The 18,609-nt window shown below is 70.3% G+C and carries 12 protein-coding genes; 3 read left to right on the top strand and 9 right to left on the bottom strand.

Annotated elements, in window-relative coordinates:
- Positions 1-84 precede the first annotated feature (84 nt).
- The 4 genes from ACFSNB_RS10430 to ACFSNB_RS10415 are packed head-to-tail and all read right to left on the bottom strand — an operon-like array spanning position 85 to position 5,922.
- Complete coding sequence (locus tag ACFSNB_RS10430; RefSeq protein WP_377316229.1) at positions 85-1,503, bottom strand: hypothetical protein; 1,419 nt, start codon at positions 1,501-1,503, stop codon at positions 85-87.
- Positions 1,504-1,507: 4 nt separating this feature from the next.
- Complete coding sequence (cysS, locus tag ACFSNB_RS10425; protein WP_377316227.1) at positions 1,508-2,887, bottom strand: cysteine--tRNA ligase; 1,380 nt, start codon at positions 2,885-2,887, stop codon at positions 1,508-1,510.
- A gap of 42 nt (positions 2,888-2,929) precedes the next feature.
- Positions 2,930-4,270, bottom strand: coding sequence for a glutamate--tRNA ligase (locus ACFSNB_RS10420; protein WP_377316225.1), 1,341 nt, complete (start codon positions 4,268-4,270; stop codon positions 2,930-2,932).
- Positions 4,267-5,922 (bottom strand): NAD+ synthase, encoded by a 1,656-nt coding sequence (locus ACFSNB_RS10415; RefSeq protein ID WP_377316223.1) that lies wholly within the window; start codon positions 5,920-5,922, stop codon positions 4,267-4,269. Before ACFSNB_RS10415 ends, ACFSNB_RS10420 begins: the two co-directional genes overlap by 4 nt.
- 321 nt (positions 5,923-6,243) lie before the next feature.
- On the opposite strand from ACFSNB_RS10415, the gene ACFSNB_RS10410 reads away from it, so the two are divergent.
- Positions 6,244-7,581: a methyl-accepting chemotaxis protein gene (locus tag ACFSNB_RS10410; RefSeq protein WP_377316221.1), complete on the top strand. Its 1,338-nt coding sequence runs from the start codon at positions 6,244-6,246 to the stop codon at positions 7,579-7,581.
- Between the two features lie 188 nt (positions 7,582-7,769).
- Here ACFSNB_RS10410 and glnA read toward each other — a convergent pair whose 3' ends face one another.
- Both glnA and ACFSNB_RS10400 read right to left on the bottom strand, forming a co-directional pair.
- Positions 7,770-9,182 (bottom strand): type I glutamate--ammonia ligase, encoded by a 1,413-nt coding sequence (gene glnA / locus ACFSNB_RS10405; protein ID WP_377316219.1) that lies wholly within the window; start codon positions 9,180-9,182, stop codon positions 7,770-7,772.
- A 113-nt stretch (positions 9,183-9,295) separates the two neighbouring features.
- On the bottom strand, positions 9,296-9,634 hold the full coding sequence (locus tag ACFSNB_RS10400; RefSeq protein ID WP_377316217.1) for a P-II family nitrogen regulator: 339 nt from the start codon (positions 9,632-9,634) through the stop codon (positions 9,296-9,298).
- 360 nt (positions 9,635-9,994) lie between these two features.
- Here ACFSNB_RS10400 and ACFSNB_RS10395 point away from each other — a divergent pair, with 360 nt between their 5' ends.
- Entirely contained in the window at positions 9,995-12,022 is a 2,028-nt protein-coding gene (locus tag ACFSNB_RS10395; RefSeq protein WP_377316215.1) for an elongation factor G, read from the top strand.
- A 194-nt stretch (positions 12,023-12,216) separates the two neighbouring features.
- Here ACFSNB_RS10395 and ACFSNB_RS10390 read toward each other — a convergent pair whose 3' ends face one another.
- The 3 genes from ACFSNB_RS10390 to ACFSNB_RS10380 are packed head-to-tail and all read right to left on the bottom strand — an operon-like array spanning position 12,217 to position 17,067.
- Complete coding sequence (locus ACFSNB_RS10390; protein WP_377316213.1) at positions 12,217-14,232, bottom strand: putative bifunctional diguanylate cyclase/phosphodiesterase; 2,016 nt, start codon at positions 14,230-14,232, stop codon at positions 12,217-12,219.
- Positions 14,233-14,242: 10 nt separating this feature from the next.
- Positions 14,243-15,322 (bottom strand): phosphate/phosphite/phosphonate ABC transporter substrate-binding protein, encoded by a 1,080-nt coding sequence (gene phnD, locus ACFSNB_RS10385; protein ID WP_377316210.1) that lies wholly within the window; start codon positions 15,320-15,322, stop codon positions 14,243-14,245.
- Positions 15,319-17,067 (bottom strand): bifunctional diguanylate cyclase/phosphodiesterase, encoded by a 1,749-nt coding sequence (locus ACFSNB_RS10380; protein WP_377316208.1) that lies wholly within the window; start codon positions 17,065-17,067, stop codon positions 15,319-15,321. Before ACFSNB_RS10380 ends, phnD begins: the two co-directional genes overlap by 4 nt.
- 426 nt (positions 17,068-17,493) lie before the next feature.
- Here ACFSNB_RS10380 and ACFSNB_RS10375 point away from each other — a divergent pair, with 426 nt between their 5' ends.
- Complete coding sequence (locus ACFSNB_RS10375; protein WP_377316206.1) at positions 17,494-18,594, top strand: sensor histidine kinase; 1,101 nt, start codon at positions 17,494-17,496, stop codon at positions 18,592-18,594.
- Positions 18,595-18,609: the final 15 nt, after the last annotated feature.

The following is an 18,609-nucleotide window of genomic DNA, read 5'->3' as shown; positions in this document are numbered from 1 at the left end:
CGGCTCCGCTCTCGGGGGCCGACCCTATATACCCGGAGTATATACCAAAGGGCTAGGAATGCAACGACCAAAGACAGAAGCGGATCAGGGCACGACCTGATCCGGGGCGGGCAAAGACGGCGGCGGCGGGCGGCGGGCGAAGCGCTGATCGAGCCGGACCGCCCCGATCGACACCGCGAACAGCGCCAGCCACACCACCCGGTTCTGATAGCGATCGTGGGGATTGCTGATGGCGCCGCAGACGATGGCGTTGCCGAACAAGGCGAGCAGCACCACCAGGGCGAGGCCGCAGCTGGAGCGGTCGCGGCGGCGCCACGCCACCGCCAGCACCACGAACAACGCCAGTTCGGCGGCGACGTTGATCGGCACCTGGACGTCGTTCTGGGCGGTGAAATCGAGGGCGGGGCGGCGCTGCTGGCGGGCGAAGCGGAAGGCGCGGAACTCGGCGGGGAAGTGCGACAGCTCGGTCTTGACGAAGTGCCAGGTCATCGGCACCAGATCCTCGCCGCTTTCGATCGACTGGAACTGCTCGACGGTGTTTTCCAGCGCGGCCTGCAACACCATCAGCGGGAAGCGGCGGATGGCGTCCTTGACGATCGCGCCGGCCTCGTCATGCATCGCCCGCCAGCCGCCCATCTCGTCGAACGGGCTGTCGCCCCACAGGAACTCGTCAGCGGTGCGGGGCAGTTCCTCCTTGTGCTCGCACAGCTTGTAGGCGGCGCCCTCGGGGCAGACCTCGTCGAGATAGGCCTTGGCCACCCCGTTCTGGATGAACAGGGCAAGCTGGAGCACCTGACCGGATTCGCTGAAATAGAACCGGCCGGTCTGGGTCAGATGGGTGGTCGGCACGGCGAGGATGCCGGCCACCACCGCGCAGGTCGCCACCGTCAGGCGGGGACGCGGCATCCGCCGCAGCGGCCGCAGCCGGACCAGCCCGGCCACCGCCCACAGCGCGATCAGCAGCCCGGCCGCCACCGCGACATGGGACATGTGGACGCAGATCGCCAGCGCGGTGATCGCCGCCAGCAGCCAGCGCCGCCAGCGCGGCAGCCCCTCGCCGAACGACAGGGTGGCGACGCCGAGGATCGCCACCCCGGCGAACACGTCGGCCAGCACCTGCGACGCCACCCAGGGCAGCCCGGTCAGCCCGGCCAGGGCGATCCCGACCGCCGCCAGCACCACCGGGCGGGCGCGGCCGACGAAACCGGTCACCGCCTCATGCAGCACCCAGGCGGTCAGCACCGCCTGCATCACCGGCATCGCCCACAGGGTGCCGGTAACCTTGGCGAGGCTGCACAGCATGCCGTAGGTCATCACCCGCCAGATGATCGGCTGGTGGGTGAAGGCCATCTCGACATAATCCTCGCTGTCGAAATAGATCAGCGGGTAGCCGTTCCACAGCGCCGGGGCGAGCAGCAGCAGCACCACCAGCAGGACGGCCAAGGCGTGCCAGACGAAGGCCCGGCCGGGCGCGGCGATCGCGAAGGACGGGCGGAAACTCAAGACCTCAGGCCCTCTTCCAGCTGGTGCCGCCGGGGCCGTCCTCAAGCAGGATGCCGGCCTCGGCCAGTTCGCGGCGGATGCGGTCGGCCGCGGCGAAGTCGCGGCCCTGGCGGGCGGCGGCGCGGGCCTCGATCAGCGCCGCCACCGCCGCGTCGTCGAGCCCGTCGGCCGGGGCGGCGCCCTTGAACCACGCCTCGGGATCCTGGCCGAGCAGACCGAGCAACTGGCCCGAGGCCAGCAGCTTGGCCTTCAGCCGCGCCTGTTCGGCCGGCTGGGTCGCCTTGTTGAGGGCGCCGGCCAGTTCGTGCAGGGCGCTGATCGCCAAGGGGGTGTTGAGATCGTCCTCCAGCGCGGCGCGGACCTCGATCGGCGCCGCCTCGCCGCCTTCGGGCGGGGGCAGGTCGCGCACCGCCCGCAGCGCGGTGTAGAGCCGGTCGAGCGTCGCCCGCGCCCGGCGCAGCAGGTCGTCGGTCCAGTCGAGCGGCTGGTGGTAGTGGCAGGACAGCATCGCCAGCCGGACCGCCTCGCCCGGGGCTTGGTCGAGCAGGTCGCGCACGGTGATGAAGTTGCCGAGCGATTTCGACATCTTCTCGCCATTGACCATCAGCCAGCCATTGTGCAGCCAGAAACGGGCGAAGGGCTGGCCGTTGGCGCAGACGCTCTGGGCGATCTCGTTCTCATGGTGGGGGAACACCAGATCCTGGCCGCCGCCATGGATGTCGAAGCTGGCGCCGAGATGCTCGAGGCTCATCGCCGAGCATTCGATGTGCCAGCCCGGCCGGCCCCGGCCCCAGGGCGAGTCCCAGCCGGGCAGATCATCGGGCGAGGGCTTCCACAGCACGAAATCGCCGGGATCGCGCTTGTAGGGGGCGACCTCGACCCGGGCGCCGGCAATCATCTCGTCACGCGAGCGGCGCGACAGCGCGCCATAGCTCGGCATCGAGGCGACGCTGAACAGGACGTGGCCCTCGGCGACATAGGCATGGCCGCGCGCGACCAGCCGCTCGATCATCGCCACCATCTGCGGGATGTGGGCGGTGGCGCGCGGCTCGACGTCGGGCGGCAGGCAGTTCAGCGCGGCGATGTCGTCGTGGAACAGGGCGATGGTGCGGGCGGTGATCGCCCCGATCGGCTCGCCCGAGTCCTTGGCGCGCTGGTTGATCTTGTCATCGACGTCGGTGATGTTGCGGACGTAGCGCACCTTGGGATGGCTCGCCCGCAGCAGGCGGTAGAGCACGTCGAACACGATCACCGGGCGGGCGTTGCCGATATGGGCGCGGTCATAGACGGTGGGGCCGCAGACATACATGCCGACCTGGCCGGGCACCAGCGGTTCGAACGCGTCCTTGCGACGGGTGAGGGTGTTGTAAAGGACCAGCGGCACCGATCGGTCTCCGGCAGCTTGCACAGGGGGGAAGGTAACGAATCAGGCCTCGCGGCCATCGAGCCGGGCCAGCGCCCGCTGCCGCCCGATCAGGGGCAGCAGGGTCTTCAGTTCCGGCCCATTCTCGCGCCCGGTGAGGGCGAGGCGCAAGGGGTGGAACAAATCCCGGCCCTTGCGCCCGGTGGCCTGCTTGACCGCGCCGGTCCAGGCCGGCCAGGTCGCCGCGTCCCACGGCTCGGGCGGCAGCAGGTCGGCGGCGGCGCGGGTGAAGGCGGCGTCCTCGATCACCGGGGCCAGCGGGGCACGGCAGATCGCCCACCATTCGCGGGCGTCGGCCGCGTGGGTCAGGTTGGGCCGCACCGCCAGCCAGAACGCCTCGTCGGCGTCGGGCAGGCCGAGTTCGGCCAGACGCGGCCGCGCCTCGGCGAAGGCCAGGCCGTGCAGGCGGCGGGTGTCGAGCCGGTGCAGCGCGTCGAGGTCGAAGCGCGGGCTGGCGCGGCCGAACTTGTCCCAGGCGAACTCGGCGGCCAGGGCGGCGAGGTCGGGCTTCAGCGCGATCGCTTCCGAGGTGCCGAGCTGGGCCAGCAGCGAGGCCAGCGCCAGCGGCGCCACCCCCTGCCCTCTCAGCTCGTCGAGCGCGCCCGAGCCCAGCCGCTTCGACAGTTCGCCGCCATCGGCCCCGGTCAGCAGCGGCAGATGGGCGAAACGCGGCACCGGCCCGCCCAGCGCCTCGAACAACTGGATCTGGACCACGGTGTTGGTGACGTGATCCTCGCCCCGCACCACGTCGGTGACGGCGAAATCGAGGTCATCGACCACGCTGGGCAGGGTGTAGAGGAAGCTGCCGTCGGCGCGGATCAGCACCGGGTCGGACAGATGGGCGGCGTCGCCGTGGCTGGGGCCGCGCACCCGGTCGTCCCAGCGCACCTCGCCCGGCGCCAGCCGGAAGCGCCAGTGCGGCCGGCGGCCCTCGGCCTCGAAGGCGGCGATCGCGGCCGGGGTCAGCGCCAGCGCGGCGCGGTCATAGACCGGCGGCCGGCCGCGCGACAGCGCCAGCTTGCGGCGGAACTCGAGTTCCTCGGCGGTTTCCCAGCAGGGATAGAGCCGCCCCGCCGCCTTCAGCCGCTCCGCCGCCGCCTGATAACGCTCGATCCGGTCGGACTGGCGGGCGAACAGGTCCCAGTCCAGGCCGAGCCAGCGCAGATCGGCCTCGATCGCCTCGGCGTATTCGGGGCGGGACCGCTCGCGGTCGGTGTCGTCGAGCCGCAGCAGGAAGCGGCCGCCCGCGCGGCGGGCGAACAGCCAGTTGATCAGGGCGACCCGGGCGTTGCCGACATGGAGGCGGCCGGTCGGGCTGGGGGCGAAGCGGACGGTGACGGTCATTGCGGCGGAAAGGCGTTGGTGATCGGGTAGCGGCGTTCCTTGCCGAAGGCGCGCGGGGTGATCTTGACCCCGGGCGGGGCCTGCCGGCGCTTGTACTCGGCGCGGTCGAGCATCCGCCACACCCGGCGCACGGTGGCCTCGTCATGGCCGGCGGCGCAGATCTCGGTCAGCCCCATCTCGCCCTCGATCAGGCAGGCGAGGATGGCGTCGAGAACCTCATAGGGCGGCAGGCTGTCCTGGTCGGTCTGGTTGGGGCGCAGCTCGGCGCTGGGCGGCTTGGTGATCACCCGGTCGGGCATCACCCGGCCGTCGGGGCCGAGCCCGCCTTCGGGGCGGTGGCGGTTGCGCCAGTCGGACAAGGCGAACACCGTGGTCTTGTAGACGTCCTTCAGCACCGCATAGCCGCCGCACATGTCGCCATAGAGGGTGGCATAGCCGCAGGACATCTCGCTCTTGTTGCCGGTGGACAGCACCATCGGCCCGAACTTGTTCGACAGCGCCATCAGCAGCAGGCCGCGCGACCGCGACTGGAGGTTCTCCTCGGTGATGTCGGGGGGGGCGTCGCCGAACTGCGGCGCCAGCATCGCCGCGAAGGCGTCCATCGCCGGGCGGATGTCGATGCGGTCGAGGCGGATGCCGAGCAGGTCGGCCACCGCCGCCGCGTCGTCGAGGCTGTCCTGCGAGGTGTAGGGCGACGGCATCATCACCGCCCGCACCCGCTCGGGGCCGAGGGCATCGACCGCCACCGCCGCCGCCAGCGCGCTGTCGATGCCGCCGGACAGGCCGAGCACCACCCCGGGGAAGCCGTTCTTGCCGACATAGTCGCGCAGGCCGACCCGCAGCGCCTGATAGATCTCCTCCAGCGGCGCGGCCGGCGCGGCCAGCGGCCCGCCGCCGCGCCAGCCGCCGGGGCCGCGCCGCCATTCGGTGGTGACCACCCTCTCCTGCCACGCCGGCAGCCGGACCACCTCGCTCCCGTCGGGATCAAGGGCGAAGCTGGCGCCGTCGAACACCAGCTCATCCTGGCCGCCGACCTGATTGACATAGACCAGCGGCAGGCCGGTGGCGGCGACGCGGGCGCGGGCGCGCTCCAGCCGCTGCGCCGCCTTGTCGCCTTCGAACGGCGAGCCGTTGGGCACCAGCAGCAGCTCGGCCCCGGCGGCGGCCAGGGCATCGGCGACGTCGGGATACCACATGTCCTCGCAGATCATCACCCCGAGGCCGAGGCCACGGAACGGCACCGGCCGGGGCAGCGGGCCGGGCACGAACAGCCGGGCCTCGTCGAACACGCCGTAATTGGGCAGATGGGCCTTCAGCCGCACCGCCGCGACCTTGCCGCCGTCGAGCAGCAGCGCGGCATTGTGCAGCCGCCCGGCCTCGCGCCACGGCGTGCCGATCAGCAGCGCCGGACCGCCATCGGCGGTGTCGGCGGCCAGGGCGCGCACCGCCGCCTCGCAGGCATCGAGGAAGGCGCCCTTCAGCACCAGATCCTCGGGCGGATAGCCGGACAGGCCCAGCTCGCCGCACAGCACCAGATCGGCGCCCTGGGCGGCCGCCTCGGCACGGGCATGGCGGATGCGCCCGGCATTGCCGGCGACATCGCCCACCACCGGGTTGAGCTGAGCCAGCGAGAGGCGGAAATGATCGGTCATGGTCGGGAAGTTCCGGTTGCGGCAACCGCCCCGCACACTAGGGAGGGGCGCCGGACCTGTCAACGAAAGCCGGGCTCCGCCCGGACCCGCCAAGGGCCACAAGGCCCTTGGAACCCGGCGACGGTCGGGCACGGCAGCGCCAAGGGACAGGGATCCAAGGGCCCCCGGCCCTTGGCGGGCGTGGGCGGAGCCCACATCCCGTCCCCACCCCCGGCGTTCCCGACGCTAACGGATTGGAAACCGGGGGCCCCCTAAGCTCCGGTATTTCCCCGACCACCCGCCCCCGCCGCACCGGCCGGGGCGCCGAGGAGTTCCGACGCCATGGCCAGACCGCTCGACATCGACCGCGCCAACCGCCTCGCCGCCCTGGGCATCGACGACCGCACCCGCGACGTGCTGCGGGAATGCAAGCCGATCGTCGCCGCGATTCTCGATGACACCCTGCAGGAAAGCTATCGCAAGATCCTGGCCTTCCCCGAGGCGGCACGGGCCTATGAGGGGATGAAGATCGAGGATGCCTGCCGGGCCCAGCGCGCCCACTGGCTCGACGACGTGTTCGCCGCCACCTACAGCGAGGAGCAGATCCGCAACGGCATCGACATCTGCATCAAGCGCCAGCGCCAGGGTCTGGCGCTGCGCTGGTATTTCTGCTTCTACGCCAACATCCTGCGGCGGATGGTCCTGGCGGTGACGCCGCATTACAAGCGCAAGCCGGAGCGGATGCAGGAGGTGGTGGACGCCCTGACCCGGGTGACGATGTTCGAGGTCGAGATCGCCGCCGCCGCCTACATGCATTCGGCCCAGGAGCAGGTGTCGGTGGCGATCAACGACACCGCCGACCGGTTCGAGCACGAGATCGGCGGGGTGGTGGGCGAGGTGTCGGCCTCGGCCGGCCGGCTCGACGCCACCGCGGCGACGATGACGGCGATCGCCGGCCAGACCGCGCGGGAGGCGACCAACGCCGCCACCGCCGCCACGCAGACCAGCGAGAACATCGGCGCGGTCGCCGCCGCCACCGAGCAATTGACCGGCTCGATCCAGGAAATCTCCGGTCAGGTCGGCAAGGCGGCGCAGATCACCGAATCCGCCGTGGCCGAGGCCGACCGCACCAACAAGCTGGTGCAGGGCCTGTCGGAGGCGGTGGCCAAGATCGGTGACGTGGTGCGGCTGATCAACGACATCGCGGCGCAGACCAACCTGCTGGCCTTGAACGCGACGATCGAGGCGGCGCGGGCGGGCGAGGCCGGCAAGGGCTTCGCGGTGGTGGCCAACGAGGTCAAGAGCCTGGCCAACCAGACCGGCCGGGCCACCGACGAGATTTCGGCCCAGATCAGCGCGGTGCAGAGCGCGACGCGCGACGCGGTGGCGGCGATCCAGGGGATCGGCACGACCATCGTCGGCATCAACGAGATCTCGACGGCGTTGGCCTCGGCGGTGGAGGAGCAGCGCGCCGCGACCCAGGAGATCGCCCGCAGCGTCGAGGGCGCCTCGCGGGGGGGGGCCGAGGTCAGCGGCACCATCGCCACCGTCAACGACCTCGCCGGCCGCACCGATGCCACCGCCGGGGAATTGAGCGGGGCGGTGAAGACCCTGGCGCAGCAGGCCGACACCCTGGCGACCGAGCTGCGCCAGTTCCTGGCCCGGATTCGCGCCGCCTGATTTTTGACCAAAGGGGAGGTCCGGAGGCTCCGCCTCCGGGCGGGCCCGGGCGGCAGCCCGGCATTCCCCCTCCCGCAACGGAAAACCCCCGCCGGTTGCCCGGCGGGGGTTTCCTTTGCTCGGTCCACCGGGCGGCTCCCCCGCCCCGGAACCCCGGGACGGCGAAGCGCACGGTACCCCTGCTCGGCTTACACCGAGTAGTACATCGCGAATTCGACCGGATGCGGGGTGTGCTCGAAGCGGTAGACTTCCTCGTACTTCAGGCCGATGTAGCTCTCGATGAATTCCTTCGAGAACACGTCGCCCTTCAGCAGGAACTCGTGGTCGGCACGCAGGCTTTCGAGGGCCTCACGCAGCGAGCCGCACACGGTCGGGACCTGGGCCAGCTCGTCCGGCGGCAGGTCGTACAGGTTCTTGTCCATCGGATCGCCGGGGTGAATCTTGTTGGCGATACCGTCCAGACCCGCCATCAGCATCGCCGAGAAGGCGAGGTAGGGGTTCGCGCCCGGATCCGGGAAGCGGATCTCGATGCGCTTGCCCTTCGGCGAGGCCGAGTAGGGAATGCGGCAGGAGGCCGAACGGTTGCGGGCCGAGTAGGCCAGCAGAACCGGGGCTTCGAAGCCGGGGATCAGGCGCTTGTAGCTGTTGGTCAGCGGGTTGGTGAAGGCGTTGATCGCCTTGGCGTGCTTGATGATGCCGCCGATGTAGTACAGCGCGGTGTCCGACAGGTCGGCATAGCCCGAACCGGCGAACAGCGGCTTGCCCGCCTTCCAGATCGACTGGTGGACGTGCATGCCCGAGCCGTTGTCGCCATAGATCGGCTTCGGCATGAAGGTCGCGGTCTTGCCGTAGGAGGCGGCGACGTTGTGCACGACGTACTTGTAGATCTGGAGCCAGTCGGCGGCCTGGACCAGGCTGCCGTACTTGAAGCCCAGTTCGTGCTGCGACGAGGCCACTTCGTGGTGGTGCTTCTCGACCGGCAGGCCCATGTCGCCCATCACGGTCAGCATCTCGGCGCGGACGTCAACCTGGCTGTCCACCGGCGGAACCGGGAAGTAGCCGCCCTTGACGCCCGGACGGTGGCCGAGGTTGCCCTCGGGGAATTCCTTGCTCGAGGCTTCGACGCCGTCTTCCGACGACAGCTCGTAATAGCCCTTGTTCATGCCGACGCTGTACTTGACGTCGTCGAACAGGAAGAACTCGGCCTCGGGGCCGAAATAGGTCGCGTCGCCCACGCCCGACGACTTGACATAGGCCTCGGCGCGCTTGGCGATCGAGCGCGGGTCACGGTCGTAAAGCTGGCCGGTGGCGGGCTCGACGATGTCACAGTTGATGATCAGCTGGGTCTGGGCCGCGAACGGATCGAGCACCGCGGTCGACAGGTCCGGCTTCAGGATCATGTCGGATTCGTTGATGCTCTTCCAGCCGGCGATCGACGAACCGTCGAACATGATGCCTTCGTTCAGCAGATCGGCATCAACGGTGTCAACATGCTGAGCGGTATGCTGCCACTTCCCCCGGGGATCGGTAAAACGGAAATCGACGTACTTGACGTCGTTTTCCTTGATCAGTTCGAGGACCTTCTGGGCGTCGTCGGACATGGCCACTTTCCTGACTGTTGGAAACTGTTCAGATAACGGAAACGTATTCCCGAAAGAAACTCCCCGGCGGCTCGCCGCGGCACCGAAGCGCCCCGCCGCGCCGCCCCCCTGCTTCAGATGGCGTCGCTGCCACGTTCGCCGGTACGGATGCGGATCGCTTCCTCGACGGTGGAAATGAAGATCTTGCCGTCGCCGATCCGGCCGGTGTGGGCCGCCTGCTGAATGGCCTCGACCGCCCGTTCCACCAGCGATTCGTCGATCACCAGCTCGATCTTGACCTTGGGAAGGAAGTCCACCACGTATTCAGCGCCGCGATACAGCTCGGTATGCCCCTTCTGCCGGCCGAAGCCCTTGGCTTCGGTCACGGTAAGGCCCTGCAAACCGACTTCGTGAAGGGCGTCCTTCACCTCGTCGAGCTTGAAGGGCTTGATGATCGCTTCGATCTTCTTCATGTACCCGCCGTCTCAAGGAAGTAGGGCGCCGGGACGGTTCAAGGGAATCGAGCCGCGCGCCCACAGGGAACGAGCCATCCATTTAGCACGCCTCATGCCAGCTCTGCCACCCGGAAAAGCAAGGCTTTTTCGCGCTCTTGCCTGGGCTTTTCTGCCGTTTTATTGAGCAACGCCGCCTGTTTTCAAGGCAGGTCCGCGCCGGACGCAGGGCCGGGCCGCCCCTGTTGGCGATTGCCTGCCGCCCAAAGCGGTGCGACCGTACCCTTCAAGGGTGGCGGGGGGCGCCGCCCCAGCGGCGTGAGGGGGGGACGATCGACCGCCGCCGCGACGCCTCCGGCGTTTCCCCCCGAAGGAGGGACGATGACGGCAAGAACCCCATCCGCGCCGCGTGCGGCGGCCCTGGTCGGTCCGTTCGCCAGCGGCAAGACCACCCTGCTCGAAGCCCTGCTGTTCGCCTGCGGCGCCATCCCGCGCAAGGGGCGGGTGCGTGACGGCGCCACCGTCGGCGATGCCGGCCCCGAGGCGCGGGCCCGTCAGATCAGCGTCGAACCCAATTTCGCCACCGCCAGCTATCTGGGCGAAAGCTGGTGCTTCATCGACTGCCCCGGCTCGGTCGAGTTCCAGCAGGAGGCGATCAACATCCTCGGCGTGGTCGATGCGGCGGTGGTGGTGTGCGAGCCCGACCCCGCCCGCGCGGTGATGGTCGGGCCGATGCTGCGCCAGCTCCAGGAGCGCGGGATCCCCCATCTGCTGTTCATCAACAAGGTCGATGGCCCCGGCCCCCGGCTGGCCGAGACGCTGGAGGCGTTGCAGGCGGTGTCGGAACGCCCGCTGCTGCTGCGCGAGGTGCCGATCCGCGAGGGCGAGACCGTCACCGGCTATGTCGATCTGGTGTCGGAGCGCGCCTACCGCTACCGGCCGGGCCAGGCCTCCGACCTGATCCGCGTCCCCGACGCGATCGGCGGCGAAAAAGGCGTGGCGCGCCAGGACCTGCTCGAACATCTGGCCGATTTCGACGATGAGCTGATGGAGGCGCTGCTGGAGGACGTCCAGCCGCCGCCGGCCGACATCTACCAGGATCTCGCCCGCGATCTGGCCGACAATCTGATCGTGCCGGTGTTCTTCGGCTCGGCCGAGGCCGACGGCGGCATCCGCCGGCTGCTGAAGGCGCTGCGCCACGACGTGCCCGGCCCCGAGGCCACCGCCCGCCGGCTCGGCATCGCCGCCGAGGGACCGGCGCTGGCCCAGATCTGCAAGACCGTCCACGCCCCCCATACCGGCAAGCTGAGCTATGCCCGGGTCTGGCGCGGCAGCTTCGCCGACAACCAGAGCCTGGGCGGCGGGCGGCTGTCCGGGCTCTATCTGCCCGCCCCCACCGGCCCGGCCAAGACCGCGCGGGTCGGACTCGGCGAGCTGGCGGCGTTCGGCCGGCTGGAGACGCTGGCCACCGGCGGGCTGATCGCCCCCGAGCCGGTGCCGCCGCTGCCCTGGCCCGCCCCGCTCGGGCCGCTGTTCGCGCTGGCGCTGGCGGCGGAGAAGAAGGGCGACGACGTCAAGCTGGCCGGCGCCCTGACCAAGCTGTGCGAGGAGGATCCCTCGCTGGTGCTTGAACACAGCGATTTCGGCGAACTGGTGCTGCGCGGCCAGGGCGAGATCCACCTGATGGTGGCGATCGAGCGGCTGAAGAGCCGGTTCAATCTGGGGGTCACGGCGCGCAAGCCGACGGTGCCCTACCGCGAGACCATCCGCAAGGCCACCACCATCCACGGCCGCCACAAGAAGCAATCGGGCGGACATGGCCAGTTCGGCGACGTCACCCTCGACATCGCCCCGCGTCCGCGCGGCGCCGGGTTCGAATTCCGCGAGACCGTGGTCGGCGGCGTGGTGCCGCGCCACTACATCCCGGCGGTCGAACAGGGCGTGACCGATTATCTGGTGCGCGGCCCGCTCGGCTTCCCGGTGGTGGACCTCTCGGTGACGCTGACCCAGGGCAGCTATCACGCGGTGGACAGTTCGGACATGGCGTTCAAGACCGCCGCCCGCATCGCGATGACCGAAGGCATGCCGCAATGCGAGCCGGTGCTGCTCGAACCGGTGCTGCTGGTGGAGATCGCGGTCCCCAACGACTGTACCGCCAAGGCCCAGCGCATCGTCACCGGCCGGCGCGGCCAGTTGCTCGGCTACGACGCCAAGGCGGACTGGCGCGGCTGGGATCAGGTCAATGCCTACCTGCCGCAGGCGGAAATGGACGATCTGATCGTCGAGTTGCGCTCGCTGACGATGGGGGTCGGCACCTTCGCCTGGAAGTTCGACCATTTGCAGGAGGTCAACGGCCGCGTCGCCGAAAAGGTGATCGAGGCCCGCCGCGAGGCCCTCGCCGAGGATTGATGTGGGTTTCGGGGTGATGTTGTGGGCTCCGCCCACCCCCGCCAAGGGCCGCAAGGCCCTTGGAACCCCTTGATGGTCGGGCACGGAAAGGCCGGTCAGCTTGGGCGCGGGCGTTGGCCGCGCGAAGGGCAAAAAAAGGGGGAGGTCTGGAGGCGCAAGCCTCCAGGCGGGGCCGGGGCGGCAGCCCCGCACGTTCACACCGTGGCGAAGGCCGGCCCGGCGACGGCGACCGGCGGGGCCGGGGCGCGCAGCATCTGTTCGAACGCCTCGACCGGCAGCGGGCGGGAGAAATAGAACCCCTGCACCACCGCGCACTCCGCCTCGCGCAGGAAGCGGAACTGGGCTTCGGTCTCGACTCCCTCGGCGACCAGGCCGAGGCCGAGGGCGTTGGCCATGGCGATGATGGCGCGGACGATTTCGGCGCCGTCGCGGCCCTGTTCGATGTCGCCGACGAAGGTGCGGTCGATCTTGAGGGTGCGGATCGGCAGCCGGCGCAGATAGCCGAGATTGGAATAGCCGCTGCCGAAATCGTCGATGGCGATGCCGAAGCCGCGCTCGCGCAGCCGCCACAGCAGCGAGATCGCCAGTTCGGGATCGCGCATCACCGTCGATTCGGTCACCTCGATCTCGATCAGCGACGGCGCCACCCCGGCGGCCTCGACCAGGGCGATCACCCGCTCGATGTCGCGCTCGCGCTGGAAATGGCGCGGCGACAGGTTGACCGCCACCGCGATGTCGCCGAAGCCGCGATCGCGCCACGAGCGGATCTGGGCGCAGGCCCGCCGCACCACCCACTCGCCCAGGGCGACGATCAGGTCGCTTTCCTCGGCCTGGGGGATGAACTCGCCGGGGGGGATCAGTCCCTCGCCGGGGCGGCGCCAGCGCACCAGCGCCTCGGCCCCGACGACGGCGCCGTCGCGGGTCCGCACCTTCGGCTGGTAATGCAGTTCGAGCTGGTCCTGGGCGATGGCGTGGCGCAGCGCCACCGCGATGTCGAGCCGGCGCAGCGCCCGGCTGTTCATCGCCTGATCGAAGAAATGATAGGTGTTGCGGCCGCGCCCCTTGGCCTCGAACAGGGCCATGTCGGCGTTCTTGATCAGGGCGGTGACGTCGCGGCCGTCCTGGGGATAGAGGCTGATGCCGATCGAGACGCCGATGCGGATCAGGGTGGTGTTGAGCGCCACCGGGGCGCCGATCACCTCGATCAGCTTCTCGGCGACATTGGCGGCCTCGCCCGGGCTGGCGATGGTTTCCAGCACCAGCACGAACTCGTCGCCGCCCCAGCGCGCCACCGTGTCCATGCTGCGCACCGCCCCGCCGATCCGCTCGGCCACGGTCCTCAGCAGCCGGTCGCCCTGTTTGTGGCCGAGGGTGTCGTTGACCACCTTGAAATTGTCGATGTCGGCGAACAGCAGCGCGATCTGGCGGCCGTGGCGCTCGGCGACGGCGATGGCGTGGCCGAGCCGGTCCTCCAGCAATTGCCGGTTGGGCAGGCCGGTCAGCGAATCATGGTAGGCCAGATGGTGGATGTCGCGGCTGTGCTGGTCGATCTCGGCCAGCAGCTGGTTGTAGGCATCGACCACCTCGCCGACCTCGTCATGGCCGCGCCACACCAGCGGCTCGCGCCCCTGGGTCGAGGCGTTGCGGTAGAGCGAGTCGCGCAGCCGGCGCAGCGGCCGCGCCACCACCCGCCGCACCGCCAGCAGGGTGGCCCCCCCCAGCAGCAGCAACGCGCCGAGCAGCACCAGCAGCCCGGCGGTGCGCTGGTCGCCGATCTGGGCCCGCACCTGCTGGTCGTCGAACACCACCTCAAGCCGGCCGAGATCGATCGGATTGCCGACCGATTGGTGGCTGAGCGGCACCACCCGGCGCAGCAGCACCGCGTCGGGGGCGACGGCATGGTGGCCGCGCGTCTCGGCGACCAGGGCGTTGTCGGCGTTGTAGAGCCGGGCCTCGGTCAGTTCGGCCACCTCGCCGGTGGCGGAAAACAGCCGTTCGACCGTGACGTCGTCGAATTCCCACAGCGGCTTGGTCAGCGCCGCCGACAGGGTCAGGGCGAAGGTGTCGAGCCGGAGCTGGAGCGCGGCCATCCGCCCGCGCGCGTCGATCCGCTCGAAGGCAAGGAACATCGCCACGCTGCCGATCAGCATTCCGGGCAGGATCAGCAACAGCAGCTTGGTGGCGATGTCGCGGCGGAGGGAGAAGGTCACGGCGGCATCCTCATTCACGGCGGCGGCCGCCGGCCGGATCGGCCCCGGCCGGGAGGGAGTCGAGGTCGGCAAGGCGGCGGTCGATCTCGGCCAGACGGGTGTCCACCGCCTCGGCCGCGCCGACGGCCGGACCGTGGGTCAGCCGCCAGCGGCTTTCCAGCAGGTCGAGCCGCCGCACCGGCAGCAGATAGCGGTCGTCGGCGGCGATGAAGCCGCCCTGGTCGGGATGGTCGGACTCGGCCAGATCGAGCCGGGCCAGTTCGGCCCGTTCCGCCGCCAGGGTCGCCGGGCTCTTGCCCGGGGCCGGCCGGCCGAGCTGAAGGAAGAAGGCGCGGACACTGCTTTTCAGCGGCGACGCCAGATCGTCGCGCCACAGCAGCGGATCGGCCGGAATCGGCGGCGAGCGCCACAGCTCGCGCAGCGCGGCGGCCCGCTCGGGCCGGGCGCGGGCCAGCGCCTCGACCGCCTTGCTCGACACCAGCGCCGCATCGACCCGTCCGGCCTCGACCGCGGCGAGATTGTCGGGATGGGTGCCGGCGGTGACCCGCAGGAAACGCTCGCGCGGCTCGATCCCGCGCGGATGGAACAGGGTCTGGCGCGGCACCACCGTGCCCGAGGTCGAATTGGGGTCGCCCAGCGCCAGCGTCACCCCCCCGGCCCCCGCCAGCAGCGCCTCCAGGCTGGCGAAGCGGGCGTCGCGCCGCACCACCAGCACCGAATGATAGACGCTCGGCCCGCGCGGGCCGGCCGGCGCGGCGAACACCCGGCCGCCGGCCTTGTCCACCGCCTCGATCGCCGCCTTGTTGCCGAAATGGCCGAACTGGTCGCGGCCGGTGCGCATCGCCCACACCGCCCCGGCATAATCGGAATACCAATGCGGCTCGACCGCCACCCCCAGCCAGGCCGACAGCCGGACCAGCAGCGGCCGCCACGCCTGTTCGGCCTCGGCCTGGCTGCGCACCACCAGCAGGGCGAAGCCGAGCCCGCCCTCCCCCGCCGGGCCGGCCAGGGCCAAGCCGGGCCACAGCGCCAGCGCCAGCAGCAGCGCCGCCGCCAGTGCCCGCGCGCCGCGCCGCCGGGGCGGGCTCACGCCGGCTCCAGCGTGGCCGGGGCCGACGGCGCCGCCAGCGGCACCACCACCATCTTGTCGGGCGACAGCTTGGCCGGCTTCTTGTAGCGGGCGATCGCGGCGGAAATCTCGTCGGTGCTGACCCCGTCGCTGCCGGGCGCCAGCACCGCCAGCACCGCGCTGGCCGACAGCAGGGGAAAACGCTTGGTGTTGCCGTCGCGGTCCTGGGCGACGATGCAGCGCCGCGCCCGCGCCTCGTGGTCGTAGAAGCTTTCGGCGTCGGAGGCGAAGCGGCCGATCAGCCCGCCGATCGCCGCCACCGCCGTCTCGGCGTCGCCGCCCTTGATGGCGATGAAGAAATCGTCGCCGCCGATATGGCCGACGAACCAGCGCCCCGGCACCGCGCTCTTGCGGCACAATTCGGCGAACAGCAGGATGGCGCGGTCGCCCTGGCGGAAGCCGTAGGTGTCGTTGAACGGCTTGAAATTATCGAAATCGATATAGGCCAGCACCGCCCCCTCGCCCGAGGCGACACAATCGGCGACATATTCCTCGATCAGCACGTTGCCGGGCAGCTTGGTCAGCGGGTTCTCGTCGCGGGCGCGGGCCAGGGTCTTCTCGTGCATCGCCCGGATCAGCGAACGGGCGGTGAGGAAGCCGTGATAGATCATGTGCTCGGTGATCAGGATCCCCTCGGCGTCCTCGACCGCGGCGTAGATCGCCAGCATCTGGTCGAGCGGGGTGGCGATGTCGGCGATCGGGCAGCGCACCAGGAAATCCTGCAATTTGCGCCCCAGCGCCTTGTTGGCGATCAGGTCCTTGCCGAAGGCCGAATAGGCGTAGTTCTTGAGGTCGCTCTCGCGGATGATCCCGAGCGGCCGGCCCGAGCGGTCAACCACCGGGACATGGGTGGTGTTGCGGTCGCGGGCGAAGCGGTCGAACATGTCGCGCACCGGGGCATCGACCATGATCGCCGGCACCGGGTTCATCTGCTGCGACACCCAGCGCTGGTCGATCTGGCGGCGGCGGCGCTCGTGCTGGGCCAGGGCGTCGATCCGGGCATAGACCGGGGCCAGCGCGGCCAGATCGCCGGTGGGGGGGGCGATGTGGAAGCCCTGGACCAGATCGAGCCCGAGTTCGCGGCAGACGGTCAGCTCGCGCCCGGTCTCGACCCCGACCGCGATCACCTCGATGCCGAGGGTGCGGGCCATCCCGACCAGTTGGGCCAGCACCACCCGCTTGCGGGCGTCGGCGTCGATGCCGCGGATGAAGGCGCGGTCGATCTTGATGAAATCGGGGTCGCAGCCGATCAGCAGGTTGAAGGAATCGGCCGAGGCGCCGAAGCGGTCAACCGCGACCATCCCCCCCTGGCGCCGCATCGTCGCCGGGGGATAGAGCGCCGGCCCGGCGGTGCCGTCGAGCCCGACGATCTCGGTGACGATATGGGCGAAGCCGACCTGGAGCAGGCCGCGCGTCGCCGCCATCACCGTGTCGAGCGCCTCGGCGGCGCGGGGATCGAGATTGACGAACAGGGCGCCGCCGGTCAGCACCGGCGAATCCGGCGCCCGCGCCACCACCCGGTGGCGGATCGCCACCTCCAGGTCGATCAGGCTGCCGTCGGCGGCGGCGGCGGCGAACAGGGCCTCGGCCGACTCGGCCCCCACCGTCTCCCAGCCGCGCACCAGCACCTCGTGACCGAAGCACTGCCCGGAATGGATGTTGACGATGGCCTGAAACGCCACATCGAGATCGCGGTAGCTGACCATCTGACCGATACAAACCCATCCGAGCGGATCGCCCCGACGGACCGGCGCGGCATGGCATCCGGGGCCTCCCCATCAGGCGAACGCATTATAGCGGCCGCGCCGGCCCTGACCAGGAATGCCCTCGACGGTCACAAATAAATCATCTGGCCCGGCGGCTTCGGTCGGTTTTTTGCCGCCGACTTGGGGCGTGATCGCCTTGATCTGGCGGCGGAACGGTTTGTCTGGGCCGGCAGGGCGGCGGAATTGCCCCCGCCCCGCCCCCGCCGGCGCCGCCACGGTGGCGCGGCGGCGCGGCGATCGGCACGCAACCGATCTATGACCTTTAACCTATTCTCGGATTAGGCTATCGTCATGGCGACTTCGTCCGAAAGGGCGGGGGCGCGGCCTCCCCCACCCCGCCATCCCGTTGGAACGGAGAACGGCGCGATGATCCTGACCTCATCCGGCTGGCCCGATTTTCAGCTGCTCGCAGCGGCGCCGATCCTGATCTGGCGGGCCGGGTCCGACGGGCTGTGCGACTGGTTCAACCCGTCCTGGCTGGCCTATACCGGGCGGACGCTCGAACAGGAACTGGGCAACGGCTGGACCGAGGGGCTGCATCCCGACGATTTCGACCGTTGTCTGGCGGTCTATCTCGACGCCTTCGCCCGCCGCGCCGCGTTCAAGATGGAATACCGCATCATGCGCGCCAGCGGCCGCTACGGCTGGATCGTCGATTACGGCATTCCCACCCGCGACGACCGCCACGTCTTTCTCGGCTATGTCGGCTATTGCTTCGACATCACCGACCGGCGCGAGGCCGAGGCCAAGCTCGATGCCTCCTGCCGCGATCTGGCCCGTTCCAACGGCGACCTCGAGGAATTCGCCTATGCCGTCTCGCACGATCTGCGCGAGCCGGTGCGGATGATGACCAGCTACGCCACCCTGCTGCTGCGGCGCCATGGCGAGCGGCTCGACCCCGAGGGGCGGGAATTCCTCGGCTTCATCCATGACGGGGCGCAGCGGATGGACGCGATGATCCGCGACCTGCTGGCCTATTCGCGGGTCGAGCGCCAGGGCGACCCGATGCGGCCGTTCGCGCTGGGCGAGGCGCTCGGGCTGGCTTTGTCCAATCTGGCCGAGGCGGCGCGCGACAGCGGCGCGACGATCGAGGCCGGGCTCGACCGGGCGCCGGCGGTGCGCGGCGACCCGCAGCAGATCGCCCGGCTGTTCCAGAACCTGATCGCCAACGCGATCAAATACTGCGCCCCCGGGGTGGCGCCACGGATCCGCATCGCCGTCGAGGCCGCCGACGACGAGGGCCGGGTCGCGGTGACCGTCGCCGACAACGGGATCGGCATCCCCGAGGATTCGCGCGAGGCGGTGTTCAAGCTGTTCCACCGCCTCAACGGTCTGGCCGACCGCGACGGCACCGGGGTCGGGCTGTCGATCGCCCGCAAGATCGTCGAGCGCCATGGCGGCACCATCGCCGTCACCCCGGCCGAGGGCGGCGGCTCGGTGTTCCGCTTCACCCTGCCCGCCGCCTGACCCCGGGGCCGCGCC

It is taken from the genome of Phaeospirillum tilakii (assembly GCF_042683125.1).
Lineage (GTDB): Bacteria > Pseudomonadota > Alphaproteobacteria > Rhodospirillales > Magnetospirillaceae > Phaeospirillum > Phaeospirillum tilakii.
Note: the sequence above shows the minus strand (reverse complement) of the source record. Positions and strands in the feature narration are given on the sequence as shown.